This window comes from Paraburkholderia sp. SUR17 (genome assembly GCF_029536165.1).
GTDB classification, from domain to species: domain Bacteria; phylum Pseudomonadota; class Gammaproteobacteria; order Burkholderiales; family Burkholderiaceae; genus Paraburkholderia; species Paraburkholderia kururiensis.
Genome location: NZ_CP120509.1, coordinates 386,633 through 412,563, shown reverse-complemented (window position 1 = coordinate 412,563; position 25,931 = coordinate 386,633). Strand labels below are relative to the sequence as shown.

Here is a 25,931-nt window from a genome sequence, read left to right as displayed (position 1 = left end):
GGCGAATTGCCCATGAACACCTCCGCTCATTTCATGCTGGCCTTCACGTGGTTCGCGCTGATTGGCCTGATGCTCGTTTTCTACGTCGTGACCGATGGTTTCGATCTCGGCGTCGGCATGCTCACCTTGCTCAAAAGCAGCCGCGACGACCGCGACGTGATGGTCGAGACGATCGGCCACGTGTGGGATGCGAACGAGACCTGGCTCGTTGTGGTGGGAGGCGCCCTGTTCGGCGCCTTTCCGGCTGCCTACGCGCTGCTGATGCAGAGCCTCTACGTGCCCGTGATGACGATGATCGCCGGACTCATCATGCGCGGCGCGGCCATCGAGTTTCGCCACGGCGGCCGGCATGGGCCGGCGTGGGATGCGGTGTTCGGCCTGGGCAGTCTCGTGGCCGCGATTTCGCAGGGCATCGTGCTGGGCAGGATCGTCACCGGCCTTGTGCCGGGCGCGTTCGGCATGGCGTTTTCCATCGTGGCGGCAATCGGCGTGGTGACCGGTTATGCGTTGCTCGGCGCAACTTATCTCGCGAAGAAAACGGTTGGTTCGCTCGAACAGTGGGCGCGGCGCATCGCGCTGTTGAGCGCCGTGCTGACCGTTGCGGCCGCCGCTGCACTGACTGCGGCCACCTGGGCCGGCAGCGCGGTAGGACGCGAGCGGTGGCTCGCGCCCGGCGTCTTCCCGCTGCTTGAGGTGCTGGCTGCGTGCGCGGCGCTTTCGTTCGCGTGGCTCGTCGGGTCGCTTTATCTTGGTAGCCCGCGCGGGCCGTTTCGCGCTGCCATCACGCTCTTCGTGGTCTCTTTCACCGGTCTCGCGGTGAGCGTCTATCCCGACTTCGTGCCCGGCAAGCTCGGCATTCTTCAGGCCGCATCCGACACGGCCACGCTCGTGTTCATGCTGATCGGCATCGGCTTCGTCTTCCCGGTGATGATCGGCTACAACCTTTACCAGTATTCGGTCTTTCGCGGCGAGGTCGTGGGGACGGCGCGAGCGGGCGAGTGACCCGCTCCGGGCTCCGGGCGCTGAGCACCGGACGCCCGGCCGGTCAATCCGCTTCCACCTCGCAGAGCACCGAAGCCAGAATCATCGCGCCGTCGTTGAGCGGCCTGGGGCGGCTGCGCCGCGGCTGGTAGACGAGGTCGCCGCGCCGGATTGCCCGGCCGCTCATGACGCAGATGCCGCTTCTGCGCGCGTGCGAGACATGCCAGAGCTGGTCGCCATACGAGCAGTGAGTCGAATCGCGCCAGGCGATGGTCACGGTGGTCGACGTTGGCCGCTCGATCACGCTCAACGAGACCGAGCGGCGCACGGCGCCGGCAGACTGCGCACTCGCGGCCAACGCTGTTGCGGACCCGGCTACAAGCCGGGTCGCGGAATTCGCCTTGCGCGCAGGCGAGGTGTCGCGTGCGCGCGCCGCGGGCCGCGCATCGCCGCCGCAGAGTTGGGAAAGCAGACCCAGCGTCTGCGTCCAGGGATCCACCGGTATCACGCTTGCAGGGAAGTCCATTGCGTCCTCGTTGTGTCGATAGATTGAATCGCTCAGGCACGCTGGGCGGCCGGCGTGTCGTCGCTCGCCGTGCGTCCCATCCGGCTGGCGTCGTCTACACGGAAACCGCAGCACGGCATCCGCACGCTCAGAAGCGGTTCGGCCGAAAGCCATCCATGCTTCGCCGGCGAAGCGCTGCCGGCCATGCGAAAAAAGGCCTCGCTGATCGCGAGGAACGCGGGGATCTGCTCATCGATCGACATGTGCCTTCATCCTCCAGCAGTAAGGGGTCTCGCCGACAAAGCGTTTGAACACCGTCGTGAAGTGAGCCTGCGAGCGAAAGCCGCAGCTAAGCGCAACGTCCAGCACGCCGTGGCGCGTTTCGAGCAACAACTGCTGCGCGTGCTCGATGCGTCGCCGCATCAGGTATTCGTGCGGACGCAGTCCGGTCGCGCGGCGGAACTGCGCCGCGAAATGCATGCGCGTGAGCCCCACGCTCTGCGCCATGTCGGCCAAGCCAATCGAATCGGCAAGGTGCGCGTCGATGTATTCGACCGTGCGCCGCATGCGCCACGGCGGCAGCGCCGCGGCGCCCCGCGCGTCGCGCCCGTCGGCCGCGAAGTGCCGCGCGACGACGCGCGACACGATCGCAAGGCTCACGCTGTCGGCAAATACCTTGCCGAGCGTGGCGTCCTGCGTGTGCGACACGGCAAGCGCCTGGCCCAGCCGTTCGAGTGCGGGGTCGCGTACGAGACGCGGATCGTCGATGACGATATCGCCCGCACAGGGACGGCCGAACAGGTCTTCGTAGCATTCCGCGAACACTGGTTGCGACGCGAAGAGATGCAGCACGTCGCTCGGCGCATCGAACACTGCGCGGCACGCCACGCCGGGTGCCGTGATCTGCGCGGCGCCTGCCGTCACGCGCCCTTGCACGAGCGTGCGGCCGGCATGCGAGAACGTCAGCGTGGTGCACTTCAGGTTGATGCCGATGCAGTGCCAGCGCGCGCTGCCGTCGTTGACCACTTCGAGCGATTGCGCCGCGTTGCGCGTCCAGCGGGAGAGCGCGATGTCGGCGTCGGCATCACAGGCAGTTGCGCCCGGATCGCGCCACGCGCGCTCGGCACTGATCGGACTGGACACCGGCCGCGAGGCGGCGAACGCCACGGCATGGGAGGCCGAGACGGCCGGGGCGGCGGATTCGGAAAGTTTCGGTGACGAGAGAATCATGACTGGCTACCTGGGATCGTGAAACATTGCGCGCGGGCACGGCGGCGCGGTGAACACAAGGTATCGAAACCCGCTGCGCCGAACCAGCCGTACAAAAGGGTTGCCCGAAGCCATGAAAGGGTGGCTCAGGCCCGCCGATGGTTTGATCGCGTCATATGAAGGTTTAGTCGCGCGCAGCCATCGCGCACGCTGCGGCGGCGAACAGATGAGACGTTCTATACGTCCGTATAGGTGGGCCCGCAACGTGACGAACGGCGCGGCGGCGGCCGCCGTGCAAATCGCAAAGGCAACGGTTCGAAGTGAAAGCGCACGGGCAGAGACAAGGTGCATGCTGGCGACGTAGGACAGGCGTGCCTTTCGCGTGAAGCGTGTCGTGCGATATGGCGTGCCGCCACACCGTTGACGACCATGCGATACCAAAAAGGTATGCCAGCGATGACGAATTTGAATATTACAAGCGCGATAGCGCTACCTATACTCGCTCTCGCCGTAGCGCCCTGTTTCAGACCGTAGCCGCATCCGTTCGCCCCTCTCCCGACGCACACCATCGAGCCCTTGCCGCTCGAGGGGGACGCTTTACGCGCTCACGCCGCGCATTCATCTCAACGAGGAGCTTTGTCGCAATGAACTTTACGATTGGCACGCTGCTCGCGCTGTCGTTTCTGATTTCCGTGCTTGGCCTCTTCCTGTTCCTCTGGGCGCAAATGAACGGGCTGATGCGAGCCGGCCCCGATGCGGCCGAGGTGATCTTCGCCGAAGGGGAAGTGGGACAGACCGAAGACCCGGCGCTGTCCGCATCGCGTCGCGAAGCCCTCCAGCAGGCCGCGGCACACGCGGCCCCGGGCGCACGCTCCGGCCCGGCAGGCAATTCGCCCGCCTTGAGCCGGGAGCTCCAGGAACGCGCGCAGCAGGACGCATCGAGCCGGGGGCCGGCCTTCGTCTTTCTGTGCTCCTCGGTGTTCTGGCTGTTGCTGGGTTCCGTGGCGGGCCTGATCGCTTCGCAGAAGCTCACCTCGCCGGACTTTCTCACGCAGTCCGCCTGGCTCACGTTCGGCCGCGTGCGCACCGCGCATCTGAACATGGTGGTGTACGGGTGGGCCTCCATGGCGGGCATCGGCATCTCCCTCTGGATGCTGCCGCGCCTGCTCAAGACACAACTCGCGGGCGAACGTTTCGCGATTGCCGGCGCCTGGCTCTGGAATGCCGGCCTCGCCGCGGGCATCGCCGCCATTCTCTCGGGGTGGACCGACGGCCTGCAATGGCTCGAGATTCCCTGGCAGATCGGCATCCTGCTCGCCGTGGGCGGCGCGCTCGTGGCGGTACCGCTCCTCATGACCATCGCACGGCGCACCACGCACCACCTCTACGTTTCCGTGTGGTATCTCGCCGCCGCGCTGCTGTGGTTTCCCATTCTCTACATCGTCGCGAAGGTGCCGGGCGTGCACTTCGGCGTGGAACAGGCCATCGTCAACTGGTGGTTCGCGCACAACGTGCTTGGCCTGTGGCTCACGCCGATCGGACTTGCCGCCGCCTACTACTTCATCGCGAAGGTGCTCGGCCGGCCCATCTACTCGTACGCGCTCTCGCTCGTCGGCTTCTGGGCGCTCGCAATGTTCTACAGCCAGGCCGGCATTCATCACCTGCTGGGCGGCCCGGTTCCGCAATGGCTGCAAAGCGTTTCCGTCGTACAGAGCGTGATGATGATTGTCCCCGTGCTGGCCGTGGGCGTGAACCATCACATGACCGTGGTGGGGCATTTCCGCGCGCTGAAGCATTCGCCCACGCTGCGCTTCGTCGTGCTGGGCGCCGCGCTGTACACGCTCGTGTCGTTGCAGGGGTCGCTGGAGGCCTTGCCGTTCTTCAACCGGCTCGTGCACTTCACGCAGTACAAGGTGGCGCACGCGCACCTCGGTCTCTACGGGTTCTTCTCGATGATCATGTTCGGCTCGATCTACTTCGCGATGCCGCGCGTGCTCGAACGCGAATGGCCTTACCCGAAACTCATCTGGCTGCACTTCTGGCTCGCGGCCATCGGCTTTGCCATCTACTTCGTTTCGCTCACGATCGGCGGCGTGCTGCAAGGCATCGCGCTGCTCGACCCCGCACGTCCGTTCATGGCATCCGTGGAAGTTCTCACGCCGTATCTGGAGGCTCGCACGCTGGGCGGCGCACTCATGACAGCCGGCCACTTCGTGTTCGCGTATCACTTCTTCGCGCTCGTCTTCGGCCGGCAGAGCGCGCGTTCCGGCGCGGCGCCGGCTCGCCACGCGATCTCGATGGGAGCCTGACATGAACCGCGTCCTCACTGTCGTAATCGGTTCGCTCATCATGCTGGCCATGGCGACGCTCGTGCTCGTCGCGCTTCCGTACCGGCAACTGCGCGACGAAGCGCCGCCCGAGCCGCTCAAGCCCTACACCCTCGAGCAACTGCGCGGGCGCGCCACCTACGTGAACATGGGCTGCGTCTACTGCCATTCGCAGCAGCCGCGCGCCTCGTCGCTCGGCCCGGACGAACTGCGCGGATGGGGACGCCCCTCCGTGCCCGCGGACTATGTCTATGACTATCCGCACCTGCTCGGCGTATCGCGCACGGGGCCCGATCTCTTCAACATCGGCGCCCGCCAGCCGAGCGACGCATGGCACCTCGCGCACCTCTATCAACCGCGTGCCGTGACGCCGGGCAGCGTGATGCCGGCCTATCCGTTCCTGTTCAAGGTGGTGGATCACACGAAGCCGGGCGACGTGGTCGTGCAACTGCCGCCGAAATTCGCGCCGACCAACGGCAGGCAGGTCGTGGCGTCGCAGGACGCGCTCGATCTCGTCGCCTATCTCACGGCCCTCAATCACACCTATCCGGCTCCGGCCGATCCGTCGGGAGCAATGAAATGAGCGAGCAAGACAACGCCAATGCCGTCCGCGCGCGCGAGCATGCGGAACCGGTCGAGCGCAGCAACCCGGTGCCCTGGCTGCTCGGCCTCGTGGCCGCCGCGCTGGCGGTCTGGGGCGTGAGCTACTTCCTGCTGAATCCCGCGCTCGGTTCGAGTTCGACCGCAGAGCCCAGTGCCACGCCCGGCGCCGCAGGCACCGTTGCCGCGGCTCAAGGCGCGCCCAACGGCGCCCTGATCTTCGCGAGCCGCTGCGCCTCGTGTCACCAGGCCACGGGCGCGGGTCTGCCGGGCGTCTTTCCACCGCTTGCGGGCTCGGAGTGGGTGAACGGCGACCCGAAGGTCGTGGCCCGCATCCTGCTGCTCGGCGTCACGGGCAAGATCACGGTGGCAGGCAGCACCTTCAACGGATCGATGCCGGCTTTCGGCACCACGCTGAGCAACGAGGAGATTGCGGCCGTCGCCTCGCATGTGCGCTCGAGCTTCGGCAATCACTCGCCGGCGTTGAGCGCGGACGTCGTGAAAGCCGAGCGGACGGCCATCGGCAACCGCACGACACCGTGGGCCGGCGAAGACGAGCTGAAGCGGCCATGAGTGAGCCCGCCGCCATGGCACCCGTTGCACGCGACGCGTCGGCTGCGCCCGACAGCGCGACGCTCGACGTGCGCGGCATGTGGTGCACGAGCTGCGCGAACGCGCTCGAACGCGTGCTGCAACGCCAGCCCGGCACGCTCGACGCACGGGTGAGCTTCGCCTCCGAATCCGCGACGGTCGAATGGGACCCGCGCCGCACCTCGCTCGACCATCTGCTCGCCGCCGCGGCGAAGCTCGGCTACGAATGCGTGCCCGAAAGCGAGACGCCGGACCGGCGTGCGCATACGGCCGCGCTGCTCGATGACCTCACCGTCCGCCTCGTCATCGCCGCTTTTTGCTCGATGTGGGTGATGACGGCGCAAACCACGCTTTACTTCACCACAGCTGCCACGGTGCCCGAGCGCATTCGCTACGGGCTCGCCGTACTCGCCGGCGTCGCCACACTGCCCGTCGTTGGCTATTGCGCGCAGCCGTTTTTCAAGGCTGCGTGGCGAACCTTGCGGGCGCGCGTGCCCGGCATGGACTGCCTCGTCGCAATGGGGACGAGCGCGTCGTTCCTGCTGTCCGTCTGGCGCGTGGCGCGCGGCGAACCGGTGGTCTATTTCGATTCGGCGGCCATGATCGTCACCTTCCTGCTGGCTGGCCGCTGGCTCGAACTGCGCGTGCGCAGCCGCATGTCGGACGCCGTTCGCACCCTGCTCGATCTGCCTGCGCAAACCGCACGCGTGCTGGCGGCCGACGGCGCACAAACCGTGGTGCTCGCGAAGCGCGTCGCGCGCGGCAGCGTCATTCGCGTACTGCCGGGCGAGCGTCTGCCGCTCGACGGTATCGTCACGGGCGGCCAGTCTTCGCTCGATCGTTCGCTGCTCACGGGCGAAAGCGAACTCGTCGGCGTGGGGCGCGGCAGCTTCGTGGAGGCAGGCGCCCTCAACGCCGACGGCGAACTGCTGGTGTGCGTGAAATACGGATGGGGCGAGCGGCGCGTGGATGCGATCGCGAGAAGCGTACGCGCGATGCTCGCCCGCAAGACGGCCTCGCAAGCCATCGCCGAGCGCTTCACGCGCCGCCTCGTTCCGGCCATCGCCATGGTCGCGTTGCTGGTGTTCCTCGCCGGCGGTCTGCTGGGCATGGGGTGGGCAGACGCGCTCGCGCGTGCCGTCGCGGTGCTCGTCATCACCTGCCCGTGCGCGCTCGGCATGGCCGTGCCGCTCGCGCTGAGCGCGGGCGTGGGACGCGCGGCGCGCGAAGGCATTCTGTTTCGCGACGTCGAGGCCATCGAGAAGGCCGGCAAACTCTCCACGTTCTTCCTCGACAAAACCGGCACGCTGACCGAGGGCAAGCCCCGGCTCGTCCGTGCGCTTGCCGCGCGCGACATTCGCGAAGCGGATCTCATCGAAGAAGCGGCGCGCGCCGAACGCGGCAGCGAGCATCCGATCGCAGCCGCCATTCGCGCGCTCGTCGCGCCTGACAGGCTCGCCTGCGCAGTGGACGCCCCGCCGGGCACCTCGCGCGCGGTGCCCGGCGCCGGCGTGATCTGGCAAGGCGCCGACGGCGAGCGCATTCTGGCCGGCTCCGCCGCGTTCCTGCGTAACCACGACGTGCCGGTACCCGATATCGACGATGCGAACACCGCCGTCCATGTTGCTCGCGACGGCCACTGGCGCGGCATGCTCGACTTCGCCGACCGCCCGCGCGAGGGCGCCCGACACGCCGTCGATTCGCTGCGCGCACACGGCGCAACGGTGGCCATGCTGACGGGCGACCGGCCGAACGTTGCGCACGCCGTCGCGCAGGCCGTGGGCATGGGCGACGCGCCCCTCTTCGCGGCGCAGTCTCCTGAACAGAAAGCCGCGCACATCGTTGCGGCCCAGGCTGCGGGGCAGGGAACGAGGCGCGGCGCGGTCGCCTTCGTCGGCGACGGGCTCAACGACGCGCCGGCGCTGGCCGCCGCCGACGTCGGCATCGCCGTGGGTAGCGCTTCGCCTGCTTCGATGGCCGCGGCGTCGATCGTGCTGGTCGACGCGGGCGTGGAAAAACTCGGCCTTGCCTTGCGGCTCGCGCGCCGTACCGCGCGCGCCATGCATCAGAACCTCGCGGCCGCGGTGGTCTACAACGCGCTCGCAATTCCGGCCGCCGTCTTCGGTTTCGTTTCACCCGCCACAGCAGCCGCGCTGATGGTGGCGAGTTCAGTGTCGGTCACCCTGAACGCCGCCCGCCTCGCGGCCCGCATCGACGTACCGTCGCCTCGCGCCGGCACCTCGCGCCTCGCACGCGCTTTGCCCATCGAACAGACCTGGAGCCCCTCATGAGCCAACACGATCACGATCCCTTCTCGCTGCACCGGCGCCGACTGCTGAGCGGCCTTGGCGCGCTCGGTGCCGCGGCGTTCATGACGCCCATGCTCGCGCGCGGCGCGCAGAGCGGCACCATCGAGTTGCCGTTCGAAAACGGCAGCCGCCCGCTCACTTCGGACCTGCCGCAGAAATCCGGCGTGATCCTGCAGCGCACGCGGCCGCCGCTGCTCGAAACACCGTTCGACGTTTTCGATCAGGGCGTCTTCACGCCGAACGACCGCTTCTACGTGCGCTGGCACCTCGCCAGCATTCCCACTTCCATCGATCCCGCCACCTACCGCGTCGCCGTTCATGGCGCGGTCAAGCGGACCTTGAATCTTTCACTGGACGACCTGATGCGCAGGTTCCCGCGCTACGAGATCGCCGCGGTCAATCAATGCTCGGGCAATTCGCGCGGCTTCTTCAGCCCGCGTGTGCCGGGCGGCCAGTGGGCCAACGGCGCGATGGGCAATGCGCTATGGAAAGGCGTTCGTCTGAAGGACGTGCTGGACCATGCGGGCGTGCGCGGCAGTGCGGTCTGCGTGCGCTTCAACGGCCTCGATTCGGGCGTGATTCCGCAAACGCCGAAGTTCCTCAAGTCCCTCGACATCGACCACGCGCGGGACGGCGAAGTCATGCTCGCCTACGCGATGAACGGCGAGCCGTTGCCGCTGCTCAACGGCTATCCGCTGCGGCTCGTCGTGCCCGGCTGGTACGCCACGTACTGGGTGAAGATGGTGACCGACATCGACGTGCTCGACACGCCCGACGACAACTTCTGGACGGCCAAGGCGTACAAGGTTCCGGCCAATCACTTCGCCAACGTGCGCCCCGGCGAGACCGACGTGCCGCAGATTCCCATCAACCGCATGCTGCCGCGCTCGTTCTTCACCAACCTCAAGACGGGCGACAAGGTGGGCACAGGGCAATCGGCGCTCGTGCGCGGCATTGCGTTCGGCGGCATCAATGCGCTGGCGCGCGTGCAGTTGTCCGTGGATGGCGGGCACAGCTGGGCCGATACGCAGCTGGGACACGACTACGGCAAGTACAGCTTCCGCCAGTGGCAGACCAACGTACGCTTCACGCAGCGCGGCCCGCAGACGCTGATGGTGCGCGCCATCGACTCGACGGGGCAAGCCCAGCCGGCCACACCGAACTGGAACGGCGCAGGCTTCATGCGCAACGTGATCGAATCGATTCAGCTCGACGTGGCCTGACAAGGAGCAAGAACATGAACGCAAGACTGAAGCGTATGGCGGTGATGCTCGCGGTACCCGTTGCTCTGGGCGCGCTGCTCGGCGTGGCGGGCCGGCACTACTTTCCTGAATCCATCGCAGCGCAGGCGGCGCGCCAGGACGCTATCGCACCGCCGGTGCACCTGAGCGCCCTCAACGTGACGTTGCCGCCCGGACAATCGACGTTTCCGCCGGGCCCTGGAGTGGACATCGCAAACTCGAATTGCGTGATGTGCCATTCCACGGGAATGGTGCTGCGGCAACCGCCGCTCACCACCGGCGAATGGAAGGTGGAAATCAACAAGATGCGCAGTGCCTTCGGCGCGCCCATTACGCCGGACCAGATCGACGCGCTGGCGCATTACCTCAACACCGTCAATGGCCGAAAGCCGCAGACGGGCCCCTCAGGCGTCGACAATCAGGCGAGCTGAACGCGATAACGGCGTGTCATGGCAAGCATCGAAACAATGCATTTTTCGCAGGCGCGTTGCTCCACTAACCTTCATTCATCGACTCGCAACCCATAGCCGCACCGGCGAAAACCGGCTCAGTCGAACGGCGCAACGTCTGCCGCACCACGCAGGGAATAAGTTGGACCCGCAGGTGTAAACAGAAGTGACACGAGCAGTGATACGCCGCAAACGTGGGCATGAAAGCGCCGCCCACGCTTCGGCGAGCCGTGCGGTACTGGTCACCAGCGATCGGTCAATAGCGAAACGTGTTTCGCGCTCAACCCAACTGAAGGAGTCTCATCATGAAAACGCTTGCCTGCCTCGCCCTCGTTATCGGCACCCTTGCTACGCCCGCGCTGAGCTTCGCTCAAAGCACGACGCCCATCACGCGTGCGCAAGTGCGCGCCGACCTGATCCGCGTCGAGCAAGCCGGCTATAACCCGGCGACCGCGAACGACCCGCAGTACCCCGCCGACATTCAGGCTGCCGAAGCAAAGGTCGCCGCCGAGCAGCAGCAGGCAGCCGGCGACGTGGGCGGCACGCCGATGAACGGCACCGCCGCAAGCGGCATGCACCCTCACGCTGCCACGCGCGCATCCGCCTCCTGCGTCGGCCCCGTAAGCTTCTGCAATCTCTACTTCGGTAGCTGAACGCCTATGCTGCACACTGTTCGCACTGCCCAGCCGAATCCGTCCGATGGACGGCCGCGCTGGGCAAGCACAGTCCCTTGTCTTTGAGCCCCTATGAACTTCACTCATCTGCTCGCCTTTTACGAAGTGGCTCGTGCGGGCAGCATCAGCGCCGGTGCGGAGCGATTGCACGTGAGCCAGCCGGCCGTGACGCGCGAGATTCGGGAGCTGGAAGATCGACTCGGCATGATGCTCTTCGATCGCCTGCCGCGCGGTGTCGCCCTGACCGAAAGCGGCAAGCTGCTCTACGAGTACGCGAGCCGCATTTTCACGCTGGCGGACGCCGCCGAGAAGGAACTGGCCGAACTCGCCGGCCTCGGCTCGGGGCACATGAAGATCGGCGCAAGCGGCACGCTGGGCGTGTACTTCGTTCCCGACGCGATCGCACAGTTCAACGCACGCCATCCTCACGTTGCCATCGATCTCACGGTCACGAACACCGAACGCGTGGAAGCGGGTCTGCGCGATCTGACGTTCACGATCGGCTTCATTGAAGGGCCTTTCGACGACTCCATTCTTCACGCGCGGCGCATCGGCTCCGACGAGATCGCCGTAATCGCGGCGCCAGGGCATCCATACGCGGGAACGAAGCTGCGCGCGCGGGAACTCGTGAATCAGGCCGTCATCATGCGCGAACCCGGCTCAGGCACGCGCGCCATCATCGAAGAATCGTATCGCCGCGCGGGGCTCGACATCGAGCCGCTGATGTCCGTGAGCGACACGGAAGCAATCAAGCGAATGCTGCTTTCCCAGCACGCGCTCGCCTATATTTCGACGCTCAGCGTGACCGAAGAATTGCGGCGCGGCGAGCTGACCATCATCGAGGTGGAAGACCTGCGCATCGTGCGGCCGCTGCACATGGTATGGGCAAAGGGACGGTCGCTGTCGCCCAGCAGCCAGGCGCTGTTCGACCTGGTAGCGGGCGGCACGCTCAGCACCACGGTTGCCGACGACCCCGCATCAGGCGCTTCCGGAACCGTTGGCTCCGAAAGCGCCCGTAGTGTCAGGCAAAGCCGCCGTTGACGTAGACGATCTGACCGTTCACCCATTCGCCGTCGTCGCCCACCAGAAATGCCACGGTTCCCGCAATGTCGTTCGGCTCGCCAAGCCGCTCGAGCGGCGCGAGATGCGCGAGGTGCTCGATCTGTTCCTCGGTCTTGCCCTTCAGGAAGAGTTCGGTCGCCACGGGGCCGGGCGCGATGGCGTTCACGGTAATGTGCCTGCCGCGCAGTTCGTTGGCGAGCACACGCACCATTCCGTCGACGCCCGCCTTCGAGGCGATATAGGCGCCATAGCCCGGAAACGACTTGGCGATGACACTGCTGGAAAACGCGACGATGCGCCCGCCTTCGCCCAGATGCGAGAGTGCATGAGCCATGATCAGATAGCTGCCTCTCAGGTTCACGCGAATGGTGCGGTCGAACACGTCGAGTCCTTCCGGCACGATCGGCGAGAGCGGCATGATGCCGGCGCAATGGACGACGGCATCGAGGCGGCCGAACGTGTCCATCGTGCGGCGGTAGAGGGCATCGACGTCCGCGGCTTCGCTCACGTCGCCTTTGACGGCGACGGCCTCGCCGCCGCGCCCGAGGATTTCCGTGACGAGCGCATCGGCTCCGGCGGGATTGCCCGCATAGTGGCCGACCACAGCGAATCCGTCCGCTGCCAGACGCAAAGCCACGGCCTTGCCAATGCCGCCCGAGGCGCCCGTGACGAGGGCGACTTTCGACGCTTTCGACATTTCTGCTCCTTTCAGTGTGGTGAGGCACCGGCCTGCCCGGTGCGTGTCCCAATATGCGCGCCGCACCGACACGATGTTTTTCGATTTGCACGCTCTGCAAGCAGACAAACGCAGACACTGCGAAAATCGGCGTCACGAACGAATGCGATGTGCCCGCAAAGGCGCTGCAAAAAGCATTTCAAGACTGTTTTCGCAGCATTTTGGTTTTGTATAATCGCCGCAACTTTCTTGTCGCGACTTCCCGCCGCCGCAGTTCAGGGAAAGTTGTCCACACGCCCGTATCGGGACCTGCCGCATGAATCAGCCAAATGCCGAGGCGATAGCCGCGCCGACACAGAAACCGTTGAATGCGTCCGCGCACGTTGCGAACGAGGCGCTTGTCGAAACAGACGGGCTGTTCCGCGATGCGCCCATTCCGATTCTGATCGAGGACTGGTCAGGTATCAAAGCGTGGGTCGACTCGCTCAGAACGAGTGGCGTAGACGATCTCGAGTCCTACATCGATCGGCACCCCGAGGTGATCGACAGGCTGCGTGAACTGCACACGTTCGTCGATGCCAACGACGCGACGCTCGCGCTCTTCGATGCGGCGTCGAAGGAAGTTTTTTTCGAATGGTCGCGCGAGTTGCTGCCGGCGAACCGGTTCAGCAACTCGCAGGTGCTGCGCGCGATGTTCGAAGGCGACGCATCGTGCCAGGGCGAGCGTGTTCTCACCACGCTCACCGGCCGAAGAGTGCCTATCGTCTGGCGCTGTTCGCTGCCGAAGGACATCGCTCAATATACGCACCTGCATTTCTACGCGTTCGACGTCACCGAGCACAAGGAAAACGCCGACCGGCTGCAGACGCTGCGCGCGCAGATGGCGCGCAACGCGCGCGTCTCGATGGTCGGGCAGCTCGTGGCATCCATCACGCACGAGATCGGCCAGCCGCTCGGCGCGGTCCGCACGGGGCTCGACGCCGCGGTGCGCTGGCTGGATCGGCCCGAACCCAACGTGGCCGAAGCACTCGCCGCGTTCCGCCATGCGTCGCAGTGGACCGACGACATCGCGGGCATTTGCCGGCGTTTGCGCGGCTTTCTTGCGGGCGCGCCAGTGGAGGCGGTCGAACTCGACTGCGCCGAGATCGTGGATTCCGCGATGCTGCTGATCGCATCGGAAGCGAACGCAAACGCGATCACGCTGGCAAAGGAGATCGAGCCCGCAGTCACCGCCTACGCGGACCGCATCCAGCTGCAGCAGGTGCTGACCAATCTCCTGATCAACGGCATCCACGCGATTGCCGCCGCGAGCGCCGCCGGCCGCGAGCCGCTGCTGACCGTGCGGGCACGCCGCTATAACGACTCGCAGACGCTTTTCGAAGTGGTGGATACGGGTAACGGCATCCAGGCCTTGCAGCCCGACGCGATCTTTCAACCGCTTTCCAGCACCAAGAGCGACGGCATGGGCATGGGCCTGCCCATCTCGAAGTCGATTGTCGAAGCGCATGGCGGCGCAATATGGGTGGCGGACACGGGCGACGCCGGCACGCGGTTCTGCTTCACGCTGCCCCGTTCGGCTCGCGCGCACGGCACCGGCAGACCCGTCGCGCACGCCACGCGTGCGGCCGTGCCCGGCAACGACGGTTCGCGCTGAAGCAGCGCAATGCGCATGCACAATTCCCCGGGCTACAGCCACGCCGACGCAACGGCTTCGCACCGTCTAGCGCCGGCAACGTTGGCCACCATCGTGCTCGCGAATGCGATCGAGTTCTTCGACTACTTCTGCTACACGGTCTTCGCCGCCTTCATTGCGCGCACGTTCTTTCCGCATGCCGTAGGCGCATACGGACCGCTGCTCTCGCTCGGCACGTTCGCGGCGGGATTCCTGTCGCGGCCTGTCGGTGCACTCGTCATCGGTACGCAGGCGGACACGGCCGGGCGCAAGCCGGCGCTGTTGCTGACGGCGGCACTCGTCACCGCGGGCTCGCTCGGCGTGGCGCTCACGCCCGGCTATACGACGCTCGGCGTATTCGCACCGATAGCGGTATTGCTCTGCCGGATCCTGCAAGGCGTGGCGGTGGGCGGGGAAATGGGCTCGTCGGGGGCCCTGCTGATCGAGCATTGCCCGACCGGAGGAAAGAGTCTGTACGCCGGCTGGCTGATGGCGGGGCAAGGGCTCGCGCTCGTCGCGGCAGGCGTTTGCGGCATCGCGCTGCACGATCTCCTCACCGCGGAGCAGATCTGGCGATGGGGTTGGCGCGTGCCGTTCGCGCTCGCCGCCGCGCTCATTCCCGTGCAGATCTACCTGCGCCGTCATATTGCCGAGACGTGGCAGCCGCCGCACGAGGCGCAGCCGTTTCGCGGCATGCTGGCCCGCTTGCGCGGGCAATGGCTGCTCGCCATCGTGCTGATCTTCGGCGGCACCGTGCCCACCTATGTAGCCACTTACGCGACCACGTTCGGCGTGGCGGGCGCGTCGCCGTCCGCCTACGCCTCGTTCATGACGACGGCGGCAGTGGGCATGGTCACGCTGGCGCTCTCGGTAGCAGGGGGTCGGCTCGCGGACCGCATCGGCCGCGTGCGAACCATCGCAGTCGCCCGCGCGCTGACGATGTTCGCCGTAGTGCCCGCGTTCCACTACGCGGCTAGGCATCCGCAACCCATCGCGCTCTTTTGCGTCGTCGCGCTGTTTGCGGGGCTGTCCGCACTCGCGGGCGGACCGACCATCGTCGTGATCCTCGAAATGTTTCCGGTACGCGGGCGTGCCCTCGCCATGTCCTTCGTCTATGCCACGGGCGTCGCGCTGTTCGGGGGCACGACGCCGTTCGTCGTTGCCTCCGTCGCCGCATGGAGCGGCTCGCACGCGGCCGCCGGGTGGTACGTGTTCGTGTCCGCCGCCGTCACGTTGATCGCCCTTCTCCTGTTGCGCGCCTCGAACGCCGCGGGCGCGCAAGGCCCCGCCGCCAACGCGTAGCGAGGCGCGTTAGTCGCACGTTAGTCGCCTGCAAGCATGGCATCGTCGCCGTGCGAATCGGCAACGCCCTCACGTTTGCCGACAGCGCGTGCCCCGCTCGCCCGCCACACTCCTTTCCGTCGTCCAGCGCAATGCGCGGCAACCGGCGCGCGCGATGCGGCGCCGCCCCATCGTCGTTGACCCTACGGAAAGGATCGAACCATGTCTCACCATCTCGACTCCCCGCTCGCCCGTCAGGACGTGCGCCTCGATATCACGGATCTGTACTGCTTTCGCGGCGAAACGGGCACTGCGTTCGTGATCAACGTCTGCCACTCGATAGCGGGGGAAGGACGCACGCCCGGCTACCATCCCGAAGGCTTCTATGAATTCAAGATCGATCTGGATCACGACGCCGTCGAGGACCTGACTTATCGCATCACGTTCGACGAACGCGACGCACAAGGCAAACAGCGCTTCGTCGTGCGCCGCATTGCCGGCGCCGACGCAACGGACCCGCACGCGCAGGGCGAAGTGGTGGCGCGCGGCGGCACGGACGAAACGGTGACGGCGCCTTCCGGCCTGCGCGTGTGGGCGGGCCGCGCGGGAGACCCGTTCTGGATCGAACCCGACGTTCTGCATGCGGTGGGCCACGCATTCCAGGACGGCACGCCGCTCGACCTCGGCAACTGGCAACCCGCCGACGCACGCAACCTCTTCGCGGGCCACACGGTGTACTCGATCGTACTGGAGGTGCCCGACGCCGACCTGCTCGCCACAGCCGGCGCCAACCGCAACATCGGCGTATGGGCGGTTGCGACACTCGCCACGGACGCAGGCGGCTGGCGCTCCATCAACCGCGTGGGCCTGCCCATGATTCACCCGCTCTTCACACAGTACAACGAAGTCCTCGGCGACCGCCTGAATGCAGGCCGTCCCGCCGACGACTTCGAGACGTACGGCGCGCAGCTCATCCGTTCCATTGCCGGCGCCGTGCGGGCCAACGGCACGACCGAAGACCCCGAGGGCTATGCCACAGCCGTCGCACATCGCTTTCTGCCCAACATGCTGCCGTACAAGGTGGGCACGCCGGCCGTGTTCGGCGTCGCGCTCTGGAACGGCCGGACCATGACGGACAACGCGCCCGACCTGATGTTCACGATGGCCGCGAACACGCCGATCAGCCTCGGCATCGGCAAGGAGTCGGTCACGTCGAAGCCTTCTTCCACGTTTCCGTACGTGCCCAAAGCCGCCGCATAACGCGGGTGCGCTCCGCCGCGCGAGCCGTGCGCGGCGAGGCGTGCCGCCCTCGCCTTCTCTCTATTGACCGGGTCGCCATGTCTACACGTCCTGTCGCCGCGATGGGCGGTTTCATCGCGCTCCTCCACCTTGTCGGTTGGGGCACGCTGCTCGCGCTCGTCGCGCCGCTGCATCGCGGCGGGGGCTCCACGGCATTGGGCATCGGCGCGGGCATCGCCGCGTACGCGCTCGGCATGCGCCACGCGTTCGACGCCGACCATATCGCCGCCATCGACAACACCACACGCAAGCTCGTGGGTGAAGGCAAGCCTTCGTTGTCGGTGGGCTTCTGGTTTTCGTTCGGCCATTCGAGCATTGTGTTCGGCCTCTCGCTGCTGATCGCGGTGGGCATGCGTTCGGTGTCGAGCCATCTGGTCGACAGCGGCTCCACGTTTCGCACGCTGACAGGCGTACTGGGCGCCGTCATTTCGAGCGGTTTTCTCTTTGTGATCGCGTTGCTGAACGTGGCTGCGTTCCGTGACATCTATCAGGTCTTTTGGCACATGAAGACTGGCCGCTACGACGACGCGTATCTGACGCAGCGCCTCGAAGCCCGCGGCCTCGTGACCCGCGTGCTCGCGCCGCTCATGCGCATCGTGCGCAAGCCCCCACAGATGTATTTCGTCGGCCTGCTCTTCGGCCTGGGCTTCGATACCGCCACGGAAATCGCGCTGCTCGTGCTGACGGGTTCGGGCGCGGCATCGGGGCTGCCGTGGTACGCCATCCTCTGCCTGCCCGTGCTGTTCGCGGCGGGCATGCTGCTGTTCGACACGATCGACGGCTCGTTCATGAGCTATGCCTACGGATGGGCGCTCGACAAGCCCGTGCGCAAGATCTACTACAACCTCGTCGTGACCGGCCTTTCCACCAGCGTCGCGGTGGGCATTGCCACCATCGAAGTGCTGGGCCTGCTCGATGCCGCGCTCGGCGCAGCGGGCAAGCACGGCGTCCTTGCGGCATGGACCTCAAGCGTGAATCTCAACCAGGCGGGCTACGCCATCGTCGGACTCTTCGTCGCGACGTGGGCCGTTTCCGCTGCGATATGGAAGTTCGGACGCATCGAAGAACGATGGTCCGTCGTCCCCGAACACACCGTGCGCGACGCACACGACGCATGACTTCATGGGTTGTCCCATTGACCCGCGTTTCACGCCATCCAACCGTTCAAGGAGATTCGATCATGAACCAAGTCGTCCTCATCACCGGCGCCTCCAGCGGCTTCGGGCGCCTGACTGCCGAAGCGCTGGCGAAAGCCGGCTACACCGTCTATGCGTCGATGCGCAACACGCGCGGCCACAATGCGCCGGTCGCCGAAGAGATGACGGCTCGCGCGCGTGAGGCCGGTACGGACCTGCGCACGGTGGAACTCGATGTGTCGTCGGAAGCGTCGGTGGAGGCGGCGGTCGCGAAAGTGATCGCCGACGCCGGACGCATCGACGTGCTGATCCACAACGCCGGCCATATGGCATTCGGCCCGGCCGAAGCGTTCACGCCGGAACAGTACGCGCAACTCTACGACGTCAATGTGGTGAGCACGCAGCGCGTGAACCGTGCGGTGCTGCCGCACCTGCGCGGCCAGAAGCAAGGGCTCGTGGTGTGGGTATCGAGCAGCAGCGCCGCCGGCGGCACGCCGCCGTACCTTGCGCCCTACTTCGGCGCGAAGGCCGCCATGGACGCCATCGCCGTACTCTACGCGCGCGAGCTGTCGCGCTGGGGCATCGAAACGTCGATCATCGTGCCGGGTGCTTTCACGCGCGGCACCAACCACTTCCCGCACGCGGGCCTGCCCGCCGATCAGGCTCGCGCCGCCGAGTACGAAACAGGACCGTACGCCGGCTTCGGCAAGGAAGTTCAGGAAGCGTTCGCCGCCATCGTGCCGCCGGACGCCGATGCGAGCCTCGTCGCCGACGCCATCGTGAAGGTGGTCGACGCGCCGTTCGGCAAGCGGCCGTTTCGCGTGCACATCGACCCCACCGAAGACGGCGCGAATGTGGGCTTCACCGTCCTGGACCGGCTGCGGGCCGAGATGCTGCATCGAGTAGGGCTAGGCGAGCTGCTCGTGCCGCAGGTCCACACCGCCGCTTGAGCGGGCACGCTGCGTCGGCGCGCGTGCCAGCGTCGCCGGCGCAGCGCGATGCCATCTCGATACATGCCATCCACTCAACCGTCCGGCGCCGGTCGTGCGATGCCCGCCGACCGCGACCGGGCATTCATCTCAAGGAGCGCGGTATGTCCTCATCGTCCGGCAAGGTTGCCATCGTCACCGGTTCGTCGCGCGGCATTGGCGCCGATATCGCCATTCGCCTCGCGCAAGACGGCTTTCGCGTCGTCGTCAACTACGCAAGCCATGCAGGTCCCGCAGAAGAAGTCGCCGCGAAGATTCGCGAGGCGGGTGGCGACGCCTTGCTCGTCAAAGCAGACATTGCCGATCCGGCAGCCACCCTCGCCCTGTTCGATGCGGCCCAAATGGCGTACGGCAGCATCGACGTGGTCGTCAACAGCGCCGGTGTCATGAATCAGGCAAAGATCGTCGATTTTGACGACGCCACGTTCGATCGAACCGTGGCCATCAATTTCAAGGGTGCGTTCAACGTGTCGCGCGAAGCCGCACGCCGGGTGCGTGACGGCGGACGCATCGTGAACCTGACGACGAGCGTGACCGGTATGCGTCTGCCGACGTATGCGGTCTATATCGCCACGAAATGCGCCGTCGAAGGACTCACACAGGTTCTCGCGCAGGAAATGCGCGGGCGCGGTATCACCGTGAACGCCGTGGCGCCCGGGCCCGTTGCCACTGATCTGTTCCTCGCGGGCAAGAGCCCCGAACTTATCGACCGCATGGCGAAAATGAATCCGCTGGAACGGCTCGGGCAGACCGAAGACATCGCGAGCGTGGTCGCCTTCCTGGTGGGCCCGCAAGGCGGCTGGATCAACGGCCAGGTCGTGCGCGCGAACGGCGGCATGTGCTGAATCACGGATGAAACGCGTGGAAGAACGGACACAGGCGTGTCCGTTCCCATGCGTCCATCAACGTTCACCGCGATGCGCCGAGAGCACGGCCTCGACGGCGAGCGATTCCTCCACCAGTTCCTGTACCGACGCACCGATCTTCGCGCGAGCGAACTCGTCAATCTCGAGCCCCGCAACGCTCTCGAACGTGCCGTCGCGACAGATCACAGGCACGCCGAACATGAGCCCTTCGGGCACACCGTAAGAGCCATCGGACGGCACGCTCATCGACACCCAGCCGTCGGCGCTGCCATGAATCCAGTCGCGCATCTGGTCGATGGCGGCATTCGCGGCCGAGGCCGCGGAAGAGGCCCCGCGCGCTTCGATGATCGCCGTGCCGCGACGCGCAACTTCCGGAATGAAGACCTCGCGGTTCCACTGCTCGTCGGCCACGCGTGCCGGCGCCGGCTGCCCGTCGATCAGCGCGAAGCGATAGTCCGGGTACATCGTCGGCGAATGATTGCCCCACACGATCATGCGGCTGACGGCGTCCACCGCGACGCCGCAGCGCGCGGCAAGCTTCGAGACGGCGCGATTGTGGTCGAGACGGATCATGGCCGAGATCGCGTCGGCCGGCAGGTCCGGGGCATAGCGGCGGCCCACCCATGCATTCGTATTGGCGGGATTGCCGACCACGAGCACCTTGATCTCGCGGCTCGCTACCTCGTTGAGCGCCTGGCCCTGCGTGCGGAAGATCGCGCCGTTGGCAGCCAGCAGGTCGCGCCGCTCCATGCCTTTGCCGCGCGGACGCGAGCCCACGAGCATCGCGTAATCGGCGTCGCGAAACGCCACGCGCGGGTCGTCACTGATTTCGATGGAATGCAGCAATGGGAACGCGCAGTCTTCGAGTTCCATCACGACACCACGCAGCGCCTCGAGCGCTTGCGGCAATTCGAGCAACTGGAGGATGACGGGCTGATCTTCGCCGAGCAGATCGCCGCGTGCGATGCGGAACAACAGCGAATACGCGATCTGGCCGGCGGCGCCGGTTACGGCCACACGTCGTGCGGTTTTCGACATCATGAGATTTCTCCAAGGGAGGGGAACGTAAGGGCACAGGGATCGCCGGGATTCCCACGCCCATTCGATACGCCACGCGTTTCGCACACTTCGTGGACCGACGTGGCGTGAGAGCGATCGGATCAGACCAGCGCTGATCGCGAGGGAGCAACGAGGCACGGGGCATGGAACAGTTCGCCACGCGCAAGACCGCGCAACGTACGCGACAGCACGACCACCCAGAAGGCGCCCAGCATCGTCGCGAGCACGCCACCGAACACGGCAAACACAGCGAAGCCTGTCGCGCGATACAGCCCGAAGGTCGCAACGGTGTAGACGCCGAGGGGGAACGTGAACCCCCACCATCCAAGATTGAAGGGCAGGCCTTCGCGGGAATAGCGCACGGTGAAGAGCACGGCCGTGGCCAGCCACCAGAGGCCCACGCCCCACAGCAGCAAGCCGCCGATCAAACCGATTTCTCGCGCGACCAGCGCTGTGGCGGCGAGCGGCGTGCCGGCATACGCAGCGGGCGCGGCGAGGCCGAGGGTCACCAGACCGAGCGCGCCGGTGCCGATTGGACCCAGCGTGAGCCAGCTCGACGGGCCGAGGTCGCGATGCGGAAGCTTGTGAATGACGAGCCGAAAGAAGACGACGGTGAGCACGCTAAACGCGAGCGGCACCGAAAGCGCCCAGAGCACGTAGCCGGCGGCCACGAGGAAGCGGGCCGTTTGCGCATCGACATGCGGCGCCAGCACGGCGGCGCTGGCCGCAGCGACTTCGGGCGCGACGATGGGCAGCAACAGCACCGCCGTGATGCGCTCGAACGCATGGCTTTGGGCCGTGAACATCATGTACGGCACGCCGATGGCCACTGCGATCGCGAGTAGCGCGTCGAGGCACCACAGCTTATAGGCGAGCTGATAGGCGCCGTCGCCCAGATGCGGGCCGGCAAAGAGGACGACTCCGTTGATGATCGGGGCCAGCCCCATTGGCACCGCGCCGAGGAACATCGACTGCAGCGGGTGGTGCAGCATCGGCCGGATCGTCTCGGGATAGAAGATCCCGCGCCCGAGCAGCATCGCCGTGAAGACGGCATAAAGCGCGATGCTGACGGCCCAGAGCGTCTGGGCCAACGTCGTCTGCCCCGCGAAATGCCACGGCAGTCCGGCCAGCACGAGATACACGATCCCGTTGCCCATCGTCATGGCGAACCAGTTCGGCGTGAATTGCCGCACTCTTTCCGCCCATCCTTGCCGACGGTGCGTCGGTAATGCGCCATACGTTTTCGCGTTCATCGCAGTGTCCCTCTTCAAAGGCATCGGATGAATGCAATGTAGAGCGCGGGCTGCCATACGAAAAATACATGTTTGGTATCTGCGGGATACCCGATTGGCATGGCACGCCTGGCATGATCAGCCCCGGGTGAAGAGGCTCGATACCTCCACCAGTTGCGACAACGGACGCTTAATGTGGCCGTCCGCCTTCAGCATGACAAGCCCATGCAGTTGAGCCCAGACCAGATGGGCTTCGTCGTCGACGCGATCTGCGGGAGTCGTAGCGGACAAGGCTTCACGCAAGCGGTTGAAGGCGCCCACGGCGGCGGCTTCCAGCGCGCTTCCCGAGCCCGCCTTGGGCACGAGGTGCGACGCGAACATCAGCCGATAGAGTTCGACATTCGCTTCGCCGAATGCGACATAGGCAAGCGCCATCGCTTTCAGCGCGCCGCCTGCCTCTCCAGCCGATGCGGCGGCGGCCAGCGTCGCCGAGAACTCGTCGAACCCTTCCGTCGTGACCGCCTCGAGCAATGCGTCGCGGTCCGCAAAATGCCGATAAGGGGCCGGCTGGCTAACGCCGGCAAGCCGCGCAAGCGAGGCCAGCGACACCGCATGGGCACCGCTCTGCGCAATCTCTTCCCGTGCGATTCGCACCAGCGTCCGCCGAAGGTCGCCGTGATGGTAGCCGGCCCGCGCGGAGGTTTTTCCGTTTGAATTTTTCGTCATGTGATTATCTATAACATTTTGCTTGACGGCCAGTCAAGCCGCCGCTATGTTATATGTCATCACATCGACGCCTGAGCCCAGACTTCGATGTAACCGAGGCAATCGAGCCAACCGTCTCCATCGAAAGGACTCTCGCCATGAGCCAAATTCTGCTGCCGCTTCCCAGCCGCGATTTCGATCCCTCCGAAGTCGCAGTGAGCTGGAAAATCCTGACCCAGCGCGGCCATCAGGTCGTCTTCGCAACGCCGGACGGCAAACCGGGCGCCTGCGACCCGATCATGCTCTCTGGTATCGGGCTAGACCCCTGGAGCGGCATCCCGGTGCTTCGCAATGTCCGCGTCCTGGGCCGCCTGTTGGGTGCCAACGCGGACGCCCGGCGCGCCTATGCCGAAATGCAGCGTGACGCGAACTTTGCGAACCCCATCCGCTGGGACCAGATCGGACACAAGGACTTCGACGGCCTGCTGTTGGGCGGCGGACACTGGGCGCGCGGCATGCGCGAGTACCTCGAAAGTTCTCACCTTCAGCGCGTCACCACCGACTTCTTTGCCGAGGAAAAACCGGTGGCCGCGATCTGTCATGGCGTGCTGCTGGCCGCCCGCAGCACGCGGGCCGATGGCCTCTCCGTGCTATACGGAAGAAAGACCACGGCGCTCACCTGGGCGCTCGAACGCAAGGCAAGTGTGCTGGCCCATGTCGGGCGCTTCTGGGATCGCAACTATTACCGCACCTATACGGAGGCCGCGGGGCAACCGGCCGGGTACATGTCCGTACAGCAAGAAGTCACGCGCGCCCTCGCCAGCGCCGGGGACTTCGTCGACGTTCCCGCAGGCGACCCCGATTTCCGACGCAAGACGAGCGGTACAGCCCGCGATACCGCGACGGACAATCGTCCCGCCTGGGTGGTGCGCGACCGCAACTACGTGTCCGCGCGCTGGCCGGGAGACGTCCACACCTTTGCCCGCATGTTTGCCGCAGTGCTCGACGCTGCGGCAGTCGAGCGGTCACGATGCGCGGGCGGTGACTCTGGCTCCGGGCAACCGGCCGCACAAACCGCTACCGCTCGCGCCTGACCACACTAACGCCTGCAGAATCGCCAGCAATACGCACTTTACTTCGCATTCCCTATGAATCAGGAAATCATGGTTACTCAAGACGCAGTCGACTATACGCAACACTGGTGGCCCAGTCACAAACCGGCTTTCATGTCGTTGACGAACGGCGGCCCTCAGGTCCGCTATCTGCGCGCGGGCCACGGTCCGGCGCTGGTTTTGCTGCACTCCCTTCGTACCCAGCTGGACCTGTTTCAGCGCGTCATCCCGAAGCTCGTCGGTCGCTTCACCGTGTATGCGTTCGATTACCCCGGCTTTGGGTGGTCGGAAATCGTGCCGGGCGCCGACTATCAAGAGCCGGCAATGCGCACACATGTCGTGAACTTCATCGAACGGCTCGATCTGCGCGACGTCACCCTGGTGGGCGAGTCGCTAGGCGCCACGTTGGCATTGACCGCGGCAGCCGTACTCCGCGATCGCGTGAAACAAGTCGTTGCCTTCAACCCGTACGACTATCTTCCGGGTGTGGAGCGGGCAAATCTGCTCGCGTCCCTCGTCGTCAAGAGCGTGCGCGCGCCCGTTATCGGGCCGGCTTTCGCGGCCATGGAAAGCCGGTCCACACTCGCCGGCATCCTCAAAGGCGGCCTTCACGACCCGCGCAACCTGCCGCCGGACTTCATCGACGAATTGCTGAAAAGCGGAAAACGCCCGGGCTACTCACAGCTCGCGCGCGCCATGTACAGAGCCTTGCCGAGCTACGTTTCGGCAAGACAGGGCTACACAAGGATCGACGCCCCCGTCACGCTGGTCTACGGCGATCGCGATTGGTCGCGTCCGGTCGAACGCGAAGCGAACGTGAAGCTGATCAGGAATGCAAAGACGATCGTTCTGAATGACGCCGGTCACATCGTTTCGCTCGACAAGCCGGACGACTTTGCCCGCTTCGTTCTGGACGCCCAATCAACCCTCTGCCCCGCCGTCTGAAATGCTCCTGGATGACCTGCCCCCCTAGGCACACGCTGCGCGCTCCAACGGCTGGCAGCGTACTCAAACTCACGTTCTATCAAGGACCCACACCGCATGTCGAACACCATTCTTGTTACCGGTGCCACCGGCACCGTAGGCCGCGAACTCGTCAACGCGCTTAAAGCGGCCGGAGCGAACCTCGTGGCCATGTCGTCCACCGGCAAAGCCGTTGAAGGCATCGAAACCCGCCATGCCGATCTCGCGAACCCCGCGAGCCTCGTGCCCGCGTTGCGCGGCATCCACACCCTGTTCCTGCTGCTTCCGCTGCAGGCCGACATGGTCGAACTGGCCCGCAATGCCCTCGACGCGGCCAGAATGGCCGGCGTCAAGCACATCGTTCGCTCGTCGGGGGCCGAAGCCGTGTCCGCAAACCCTTCTGCGGTGGGTCTCGTCCAGAGGCAGATCGACGAGTTGGTGAAGCAGTCCGGTATGGCGTACACGCTGACGCTGCCAAATTGCTTCATGCAGAACTATCTGACGTTCTACGGCGATGCGATCCGCGCAGGGACGCTTTATCTGCCACAGGGCGAGGGAAAGGTCTCGTTCGTCGACGTGCGCGACATAGCGGCCGTCAACGCTTCGATTCTCCGGCAACCTGCCGCGCACGCCGGCAAGACGTACACGCTGACCGGCCGTGAGGCGTTGTCCAACGACGACGTCGTTGAGCGCATTGGCGCAGCGCTGGGACGCAGCATCGGCTACGTGGCCGTGCCGGATGAAGCAGCGATCGCCTCCATGCGGGAAGCGCAGCTGGACGCGTGGTCGATCGAAACCGTCATGAGCTTGAATCGCGCTATCGCGGCCGGCCACGCGGCGGCAGTGAGCCCCGATGTCGAGACGCTGCTCGCGCAGCCCCCGCGCACCTTCGAGCAGTTCGTAACGGATCACGCGGCAAGCTGGGGTGGGAAAGCAGCGCGCTGACGCTGACCGTCCCGGCTGGTACAGTAGGTGCCGCCAGCCGGGACGCAG

25 protein-coding genes are annotated in these 25,931 nt (G+C 65.9%); 18 read left to right on the top strand and 7 right to left on the bottom strand.

The window, feature by feature from the left end:
* The first annotated feature begins 12 nt into the window (after nucleotides 1-12).
* Nucleotides 13-1,002 (top strand): cytochrome d ubiquinol oxidase subunit II, encoded by a 990-nt coding sequence (locus tag P2869_RS19255; protein WP_277599216.1) that lies wholly within the window; start codon nucleotides 13-15, stop codon nucleotides 1,000-1,002.
* A 43-nt stretch (nucleotides 1,003-1,045) separates the two neighbouring features.
* Here the strand turns inward: P2869_RS19255 and P2869_RS19250 are convergent, their stop codons facing one another.
* From P2869_RS19250 to P2869_RS19240, 3 genes are read right to left on the bottom strand one after another with little or no spacing between them, the layout of a single operon-like run.
* A complete protein-coding gene (locus P2869_RS19250) occupies nucleotides 1,046-1,507 on the bottom strand; it encodes a DUF3331 domain-containing protein (RefSeq protein ID WP_277599215.1) in 462 nt (153 codons plus the stop codon).
* A 32-nt stretch (nucleotides 1,508-1,539) separates the two neighbouring features.
* On the bottom strand, nucleotides 1,540-1,749 hold the full coding sequence (locus P2869_RS19245) for a hypothetical protein (RefSeq protein WP_277599214.1): 210 nt from the start codon (nucleotides 1,747-1,749) through the stop codon (nucleotides 1,540-1,542).
* On the bottom strand, nucleotides 1,736-2,716 hold the full coding sequence (locus tag P2869_RS19240) for an AraC family transcriptional regulator (protein ID WP_277599213.1): 981 nt from the start codon (nucleotides 2,714-2,716) through the stop codon (nucleotides 1,736-1,738). The genes P2869_RS19245 and P2869_RS19240 overlap by 14 nt, the downstream gene beginning before the upstream one ends.
* A 623-nt stretch (nucleotides 2,717-3,339) precedes the next feature.
* Here P2869_RS19240 and P2869_RS19235 point away from each other — a divergent pair.
* From P2869_RS19235 to P2869_RS19200, 8 genes are all read left to right on the top strand, one after another.
* Complete coding sequence (locus P2869_RS19235; protein WP_277599212.1) at nucleotides 3,340-5,004, top strand: cbb3-type cytochrome c oxidase subunit I; 1,665 nt, start codon at nucleotides 3,340-3,342, stop codon at nucleotides 5,002-5,004.
* Between the two features lies 1 nt (nucleotide 5,005).
* Nucleotides 5,006-5,605, top strand: coding sequence for a cbb3-type cytochrome c oxidase subunit II (locus tag P2869_RS19230; protein ID WP_277599211.1), 600 nt, complete (start codon nucleotides 5,006-5,008; stop codon nucleotides 5,603-5,605).
* Nucleotides 5,602-6,195: a cytochrome c gene (locus tag P2869_RS19225; protein WP_277599210.1), complete on the top strand. Its 594-nt coding sequence runs from the start codon at nucleotides 5,602-5,604 to the stop codon at nucleotides 6,193-6,195. Before P2869_RS19230 ends, P2869_RS19225 begins: the two co-directional genes overlap by 4 nt.
* A complete protein-coding gene (locus P2869_RS19220) occupies nucleotides 6,192-8,504 on the top strand; it encodes a cation-translocating P-type ATPase (protein ID WP_277599209.1) in 2,313 nt (770 codons plus the stop codon). Before P2869_RS19225 ends, P2869_RS19220 begins: the two co-directional genes overlap by 4 nt.
* Complete coding sequence (locus P2869_RS19215; protein ID WP_277599208.1) at nucleotides 8,501-9,745, top strand: molybdopterin-dependent oxidoreductase; 1,245 nt, start codon at nucleotides 8,501-8,503, stop codon at nucleotides 9,743-9,745. The genes P2869_RS19220 and P2869_RS19215 overlap by 4 nt, the downstream gene beginning before the upstream one ends.
* A gap of 14 nt (nucleotides 9,746-9,759) precedes the next feature.
* On the top strand, nucleotides 9,760-10,194 hold the full coding sequence (locus P2869_RS19210; RefSeq protein ID WP_277599207.1) for a cytochrome c: 435 nt from the start codon (nucleotides 9,760-9,762) through the stop codon (nucleotides 10,192-10,194).
* A gap of 323 nt (nucleotides 10,195-10,517) precedes the next feature.
* Nucleotides 10,518-10,865 (top strand): DUF4148 domain-containing protein, encoded by a 348-nt coding sequence (locus P2869_RS19205; RefSeq protein ID WP_126876038.1) that lies wholly within the window; start codon nucleotides 10,518-10,520, stop codon nucleotides 10,863-10,865.
* A gap of 93 nt (nucleotides 10,866-10,958) precedes the next feature.
* Nucleotides 10,959-11,927 (top strand): LysR substrate-binding domain-containing protein, encoded by a 969-nt coding sequence (locus P2869_RS19200; protein ID WP_277599206.1) that lies wholly within the window; start codon nucleotides 10,959-10,961, stop codon nucleotides 11,925-11,927.
* Here the strand turns inward: P2869_RS19200 and P2869_RS19195 are convergent.
* Nucleotides 11,908-12,645 (bottom strand): SDR family oxidoreductase, encoded by a 738-nt coding sequence (locus tag P2869_RS19195; protein WP_277599205.1) that lies wholly within the window; start codon nucleotides 12,643-12,645, stop codon nucleotides 11,908-11,910. The two genes, P2869_RS19200 and P2869_RS19195, sit on opposite strands and share 20 nt — an antisense overlap.
* A gap of 295 nt (nucleotides 12,646-12,940) precedes the next feature.
* Between P2869_RS19195 and P2869_RS19190 the strand changes: the two genes are divergently transcribed.
* The 6 genes from P2869_RS19190 to P2869_RS19165 all read left to right on the top strand — a co-directional run bounded on the left by P2869_RS19190 (nucleotide 12,941) and on the right by P2869_RS19165 (nucleotide 19,846).
* Nucleotides 12,941-14,278: a HAMP domain-containing sensor histidine kinase gene (locus tag P2869_RS19190; RefSeq protein WP_277599204.1), complete on the top strand. Its 1,338-nt coding sequence runs from the start codon at nucleotides 12,941-12,943 to the stop codon at nucleotides 14,276-14,278.
* A gap of 15 nt (nucleotides 14,279-14,293) precedes the next feature.
* Entirely contained in the window at nucleotides 14,294-15,598 is a 1,305-nt protein-coding gene (locus tag P2869_RS19185) for an MFS transporter (protein ID WP_126876042.1), read from the top strand.
* A 201-nt stretch (nucleotides 15,599-15,799) separates the two neighbouring features.
* Nucleotides 15,800-16,837: a DUF4331 family protein gene (locus P2869_RS19180; protein WP_126876043.1), complete on the top strand. Its 1,038-nt coding sequence runs from the start codon at nucleotides 15,800-15,802 to the stop codon at nucleotides 16,835-16,837.
* Between the two features lie 77 nt (nucleotides 16,838-16,914).
* The gene (locus P2869_RS19175; protein WP_277599203.1) at nucleotides 16,915-17,994 is read left to right on the top strand and encodes a HoxN/HupN/NixA family nickel/cobalt transporter; all 1,080 of its coding nucleotides are present in this window, start codon (nucleotides 16,915-16,917) and stop codon (nucleotides 17,992-17,994) included.
* Nucleotides 17,995-18,056: 62 nt separating this feature from the next.
* Nucleotides 18,057-18,962 carry an SDR family oxidoreductase gene (locus P2869_RS19170; protein ID WP_277599202.1) on the top strand — a complete coding sequence of 302 codons (906 nt, stop codon included), beginning with the start codon at nucleotides 18,057-18,059 and terminating at the stop codon, nucleotides 18,960-18,962.
* Nucleotides 18,963-19,105: 143 nt separating this feature from the next.
* Nucleotides 19,106-19,846: an SDR family oxidoreductase gene (locus P2869_RS19165; protein ID WP_277599201.1), complete on the top strand. Its 741-nt coding sequence runs from the start codon at nucleotides 19,106-19,108 to the stop codon at nucleotides 19,844-19,846.
* 57 nt (nucleotides 19,847-19,903) lie between these two features.
* Here P2869_RS19165 and P2869_RS19160 read toward each other — a convergent pair whose 3' ends face one another.
* From P2869_RS19160 to P2869_RS19150, 3 genes are all read right to left on the bottom strand, one after another.
* The gene (locus P2869_RS19160) at nucleotides 19,904-20,905 is read right to left on the bottom strand and encodes a malate dehydrogenase (RefSeq protein WP_277599896.1); all 1,002 of its coding nucleotides are present in this window, start codon (nucleotides 20,903-20,905) and stop codon (nucleotides 19,904-19,906) included.
* Nucleotides 20,906-21,027: 122 nt separating this feature from the next.
* Nucleotides 21,028-22,179 (bottom strand): TDT family transporter, encoded by a 1,152-nt coding sequence (locus tag P2869_RS19155; RefSeq protein ID WP_126876047.1) that lies wholly within the window; start codon nucleotides 22,177-22,179, stop codon nucleotides 21,028-21,030.
* Between the two features lie 117 nt (nucleotides 22,180-22,296).
* Nucleotides 22,297-22,884: a TetR/AcrR family transcriptional regulator gene (locus P2869_RS19150; protein WP_240658752.1), complete on the bottom strand. Its 588-nt coding sequence runs from the start codon at nucleotides 22,882-22,884 to the stop codon at nucleotides 22,297-22,299.
* 137 nt (nucleotides 22,885-23,021) lie between these two features.
* Here P2869_RS19150 and P2869_RS19145 point away from each other — a divergent pair, with 137 nt between their 5' ends.
* The 3 genes from P2869_RS19145 to P2869_RS19135 all read left to right on the top strand — a co-directional run bounded on the left by P2869_RS19145 (nucleotide 23,022) and on the right by P2869_RS19135 (nucleotide 25,883).
* On the top strand, nucleotides 23,022-23,957 hold the full coding sequence (locus tag P2869_RS19145; protein ID WP_277599200.1) for a type 1 glutamine amidotransferase domain-containing protein: 936 nt from the start codon (nucleotides 23,022-23,024) through the stop codon (nucleotides 23,955-23,957).
* A 54-nt stretch (nucleotides 23,958-24,011) separates the two neighbouring features.
* Entirely contained in the window at nucleotides 24,012-24,920 is a 909-nt protein-coding gene (locus tag P2869_RS19140) for an alpha/beta hydrolase (protein WP_277599199.1), read from the top strand.
* 96 nt (nucleotides 24,921-25,016) lie between these two features.
* The gene (locus tag P2869_RS19135) at nucleotides 25,017-25,883 is read left to right on the top strand and encodes an SDR family oxidoreductase (protein ID WP_126876049.1); all 867 of its coding nucleotides are present in this window, start codon (nucleotides 25,017-25,019) and stop codon (nucleotides 25,881-25,883) included.
* Nucleotides 25,884-25,931 lie beyond the last annotated feature (48 nt).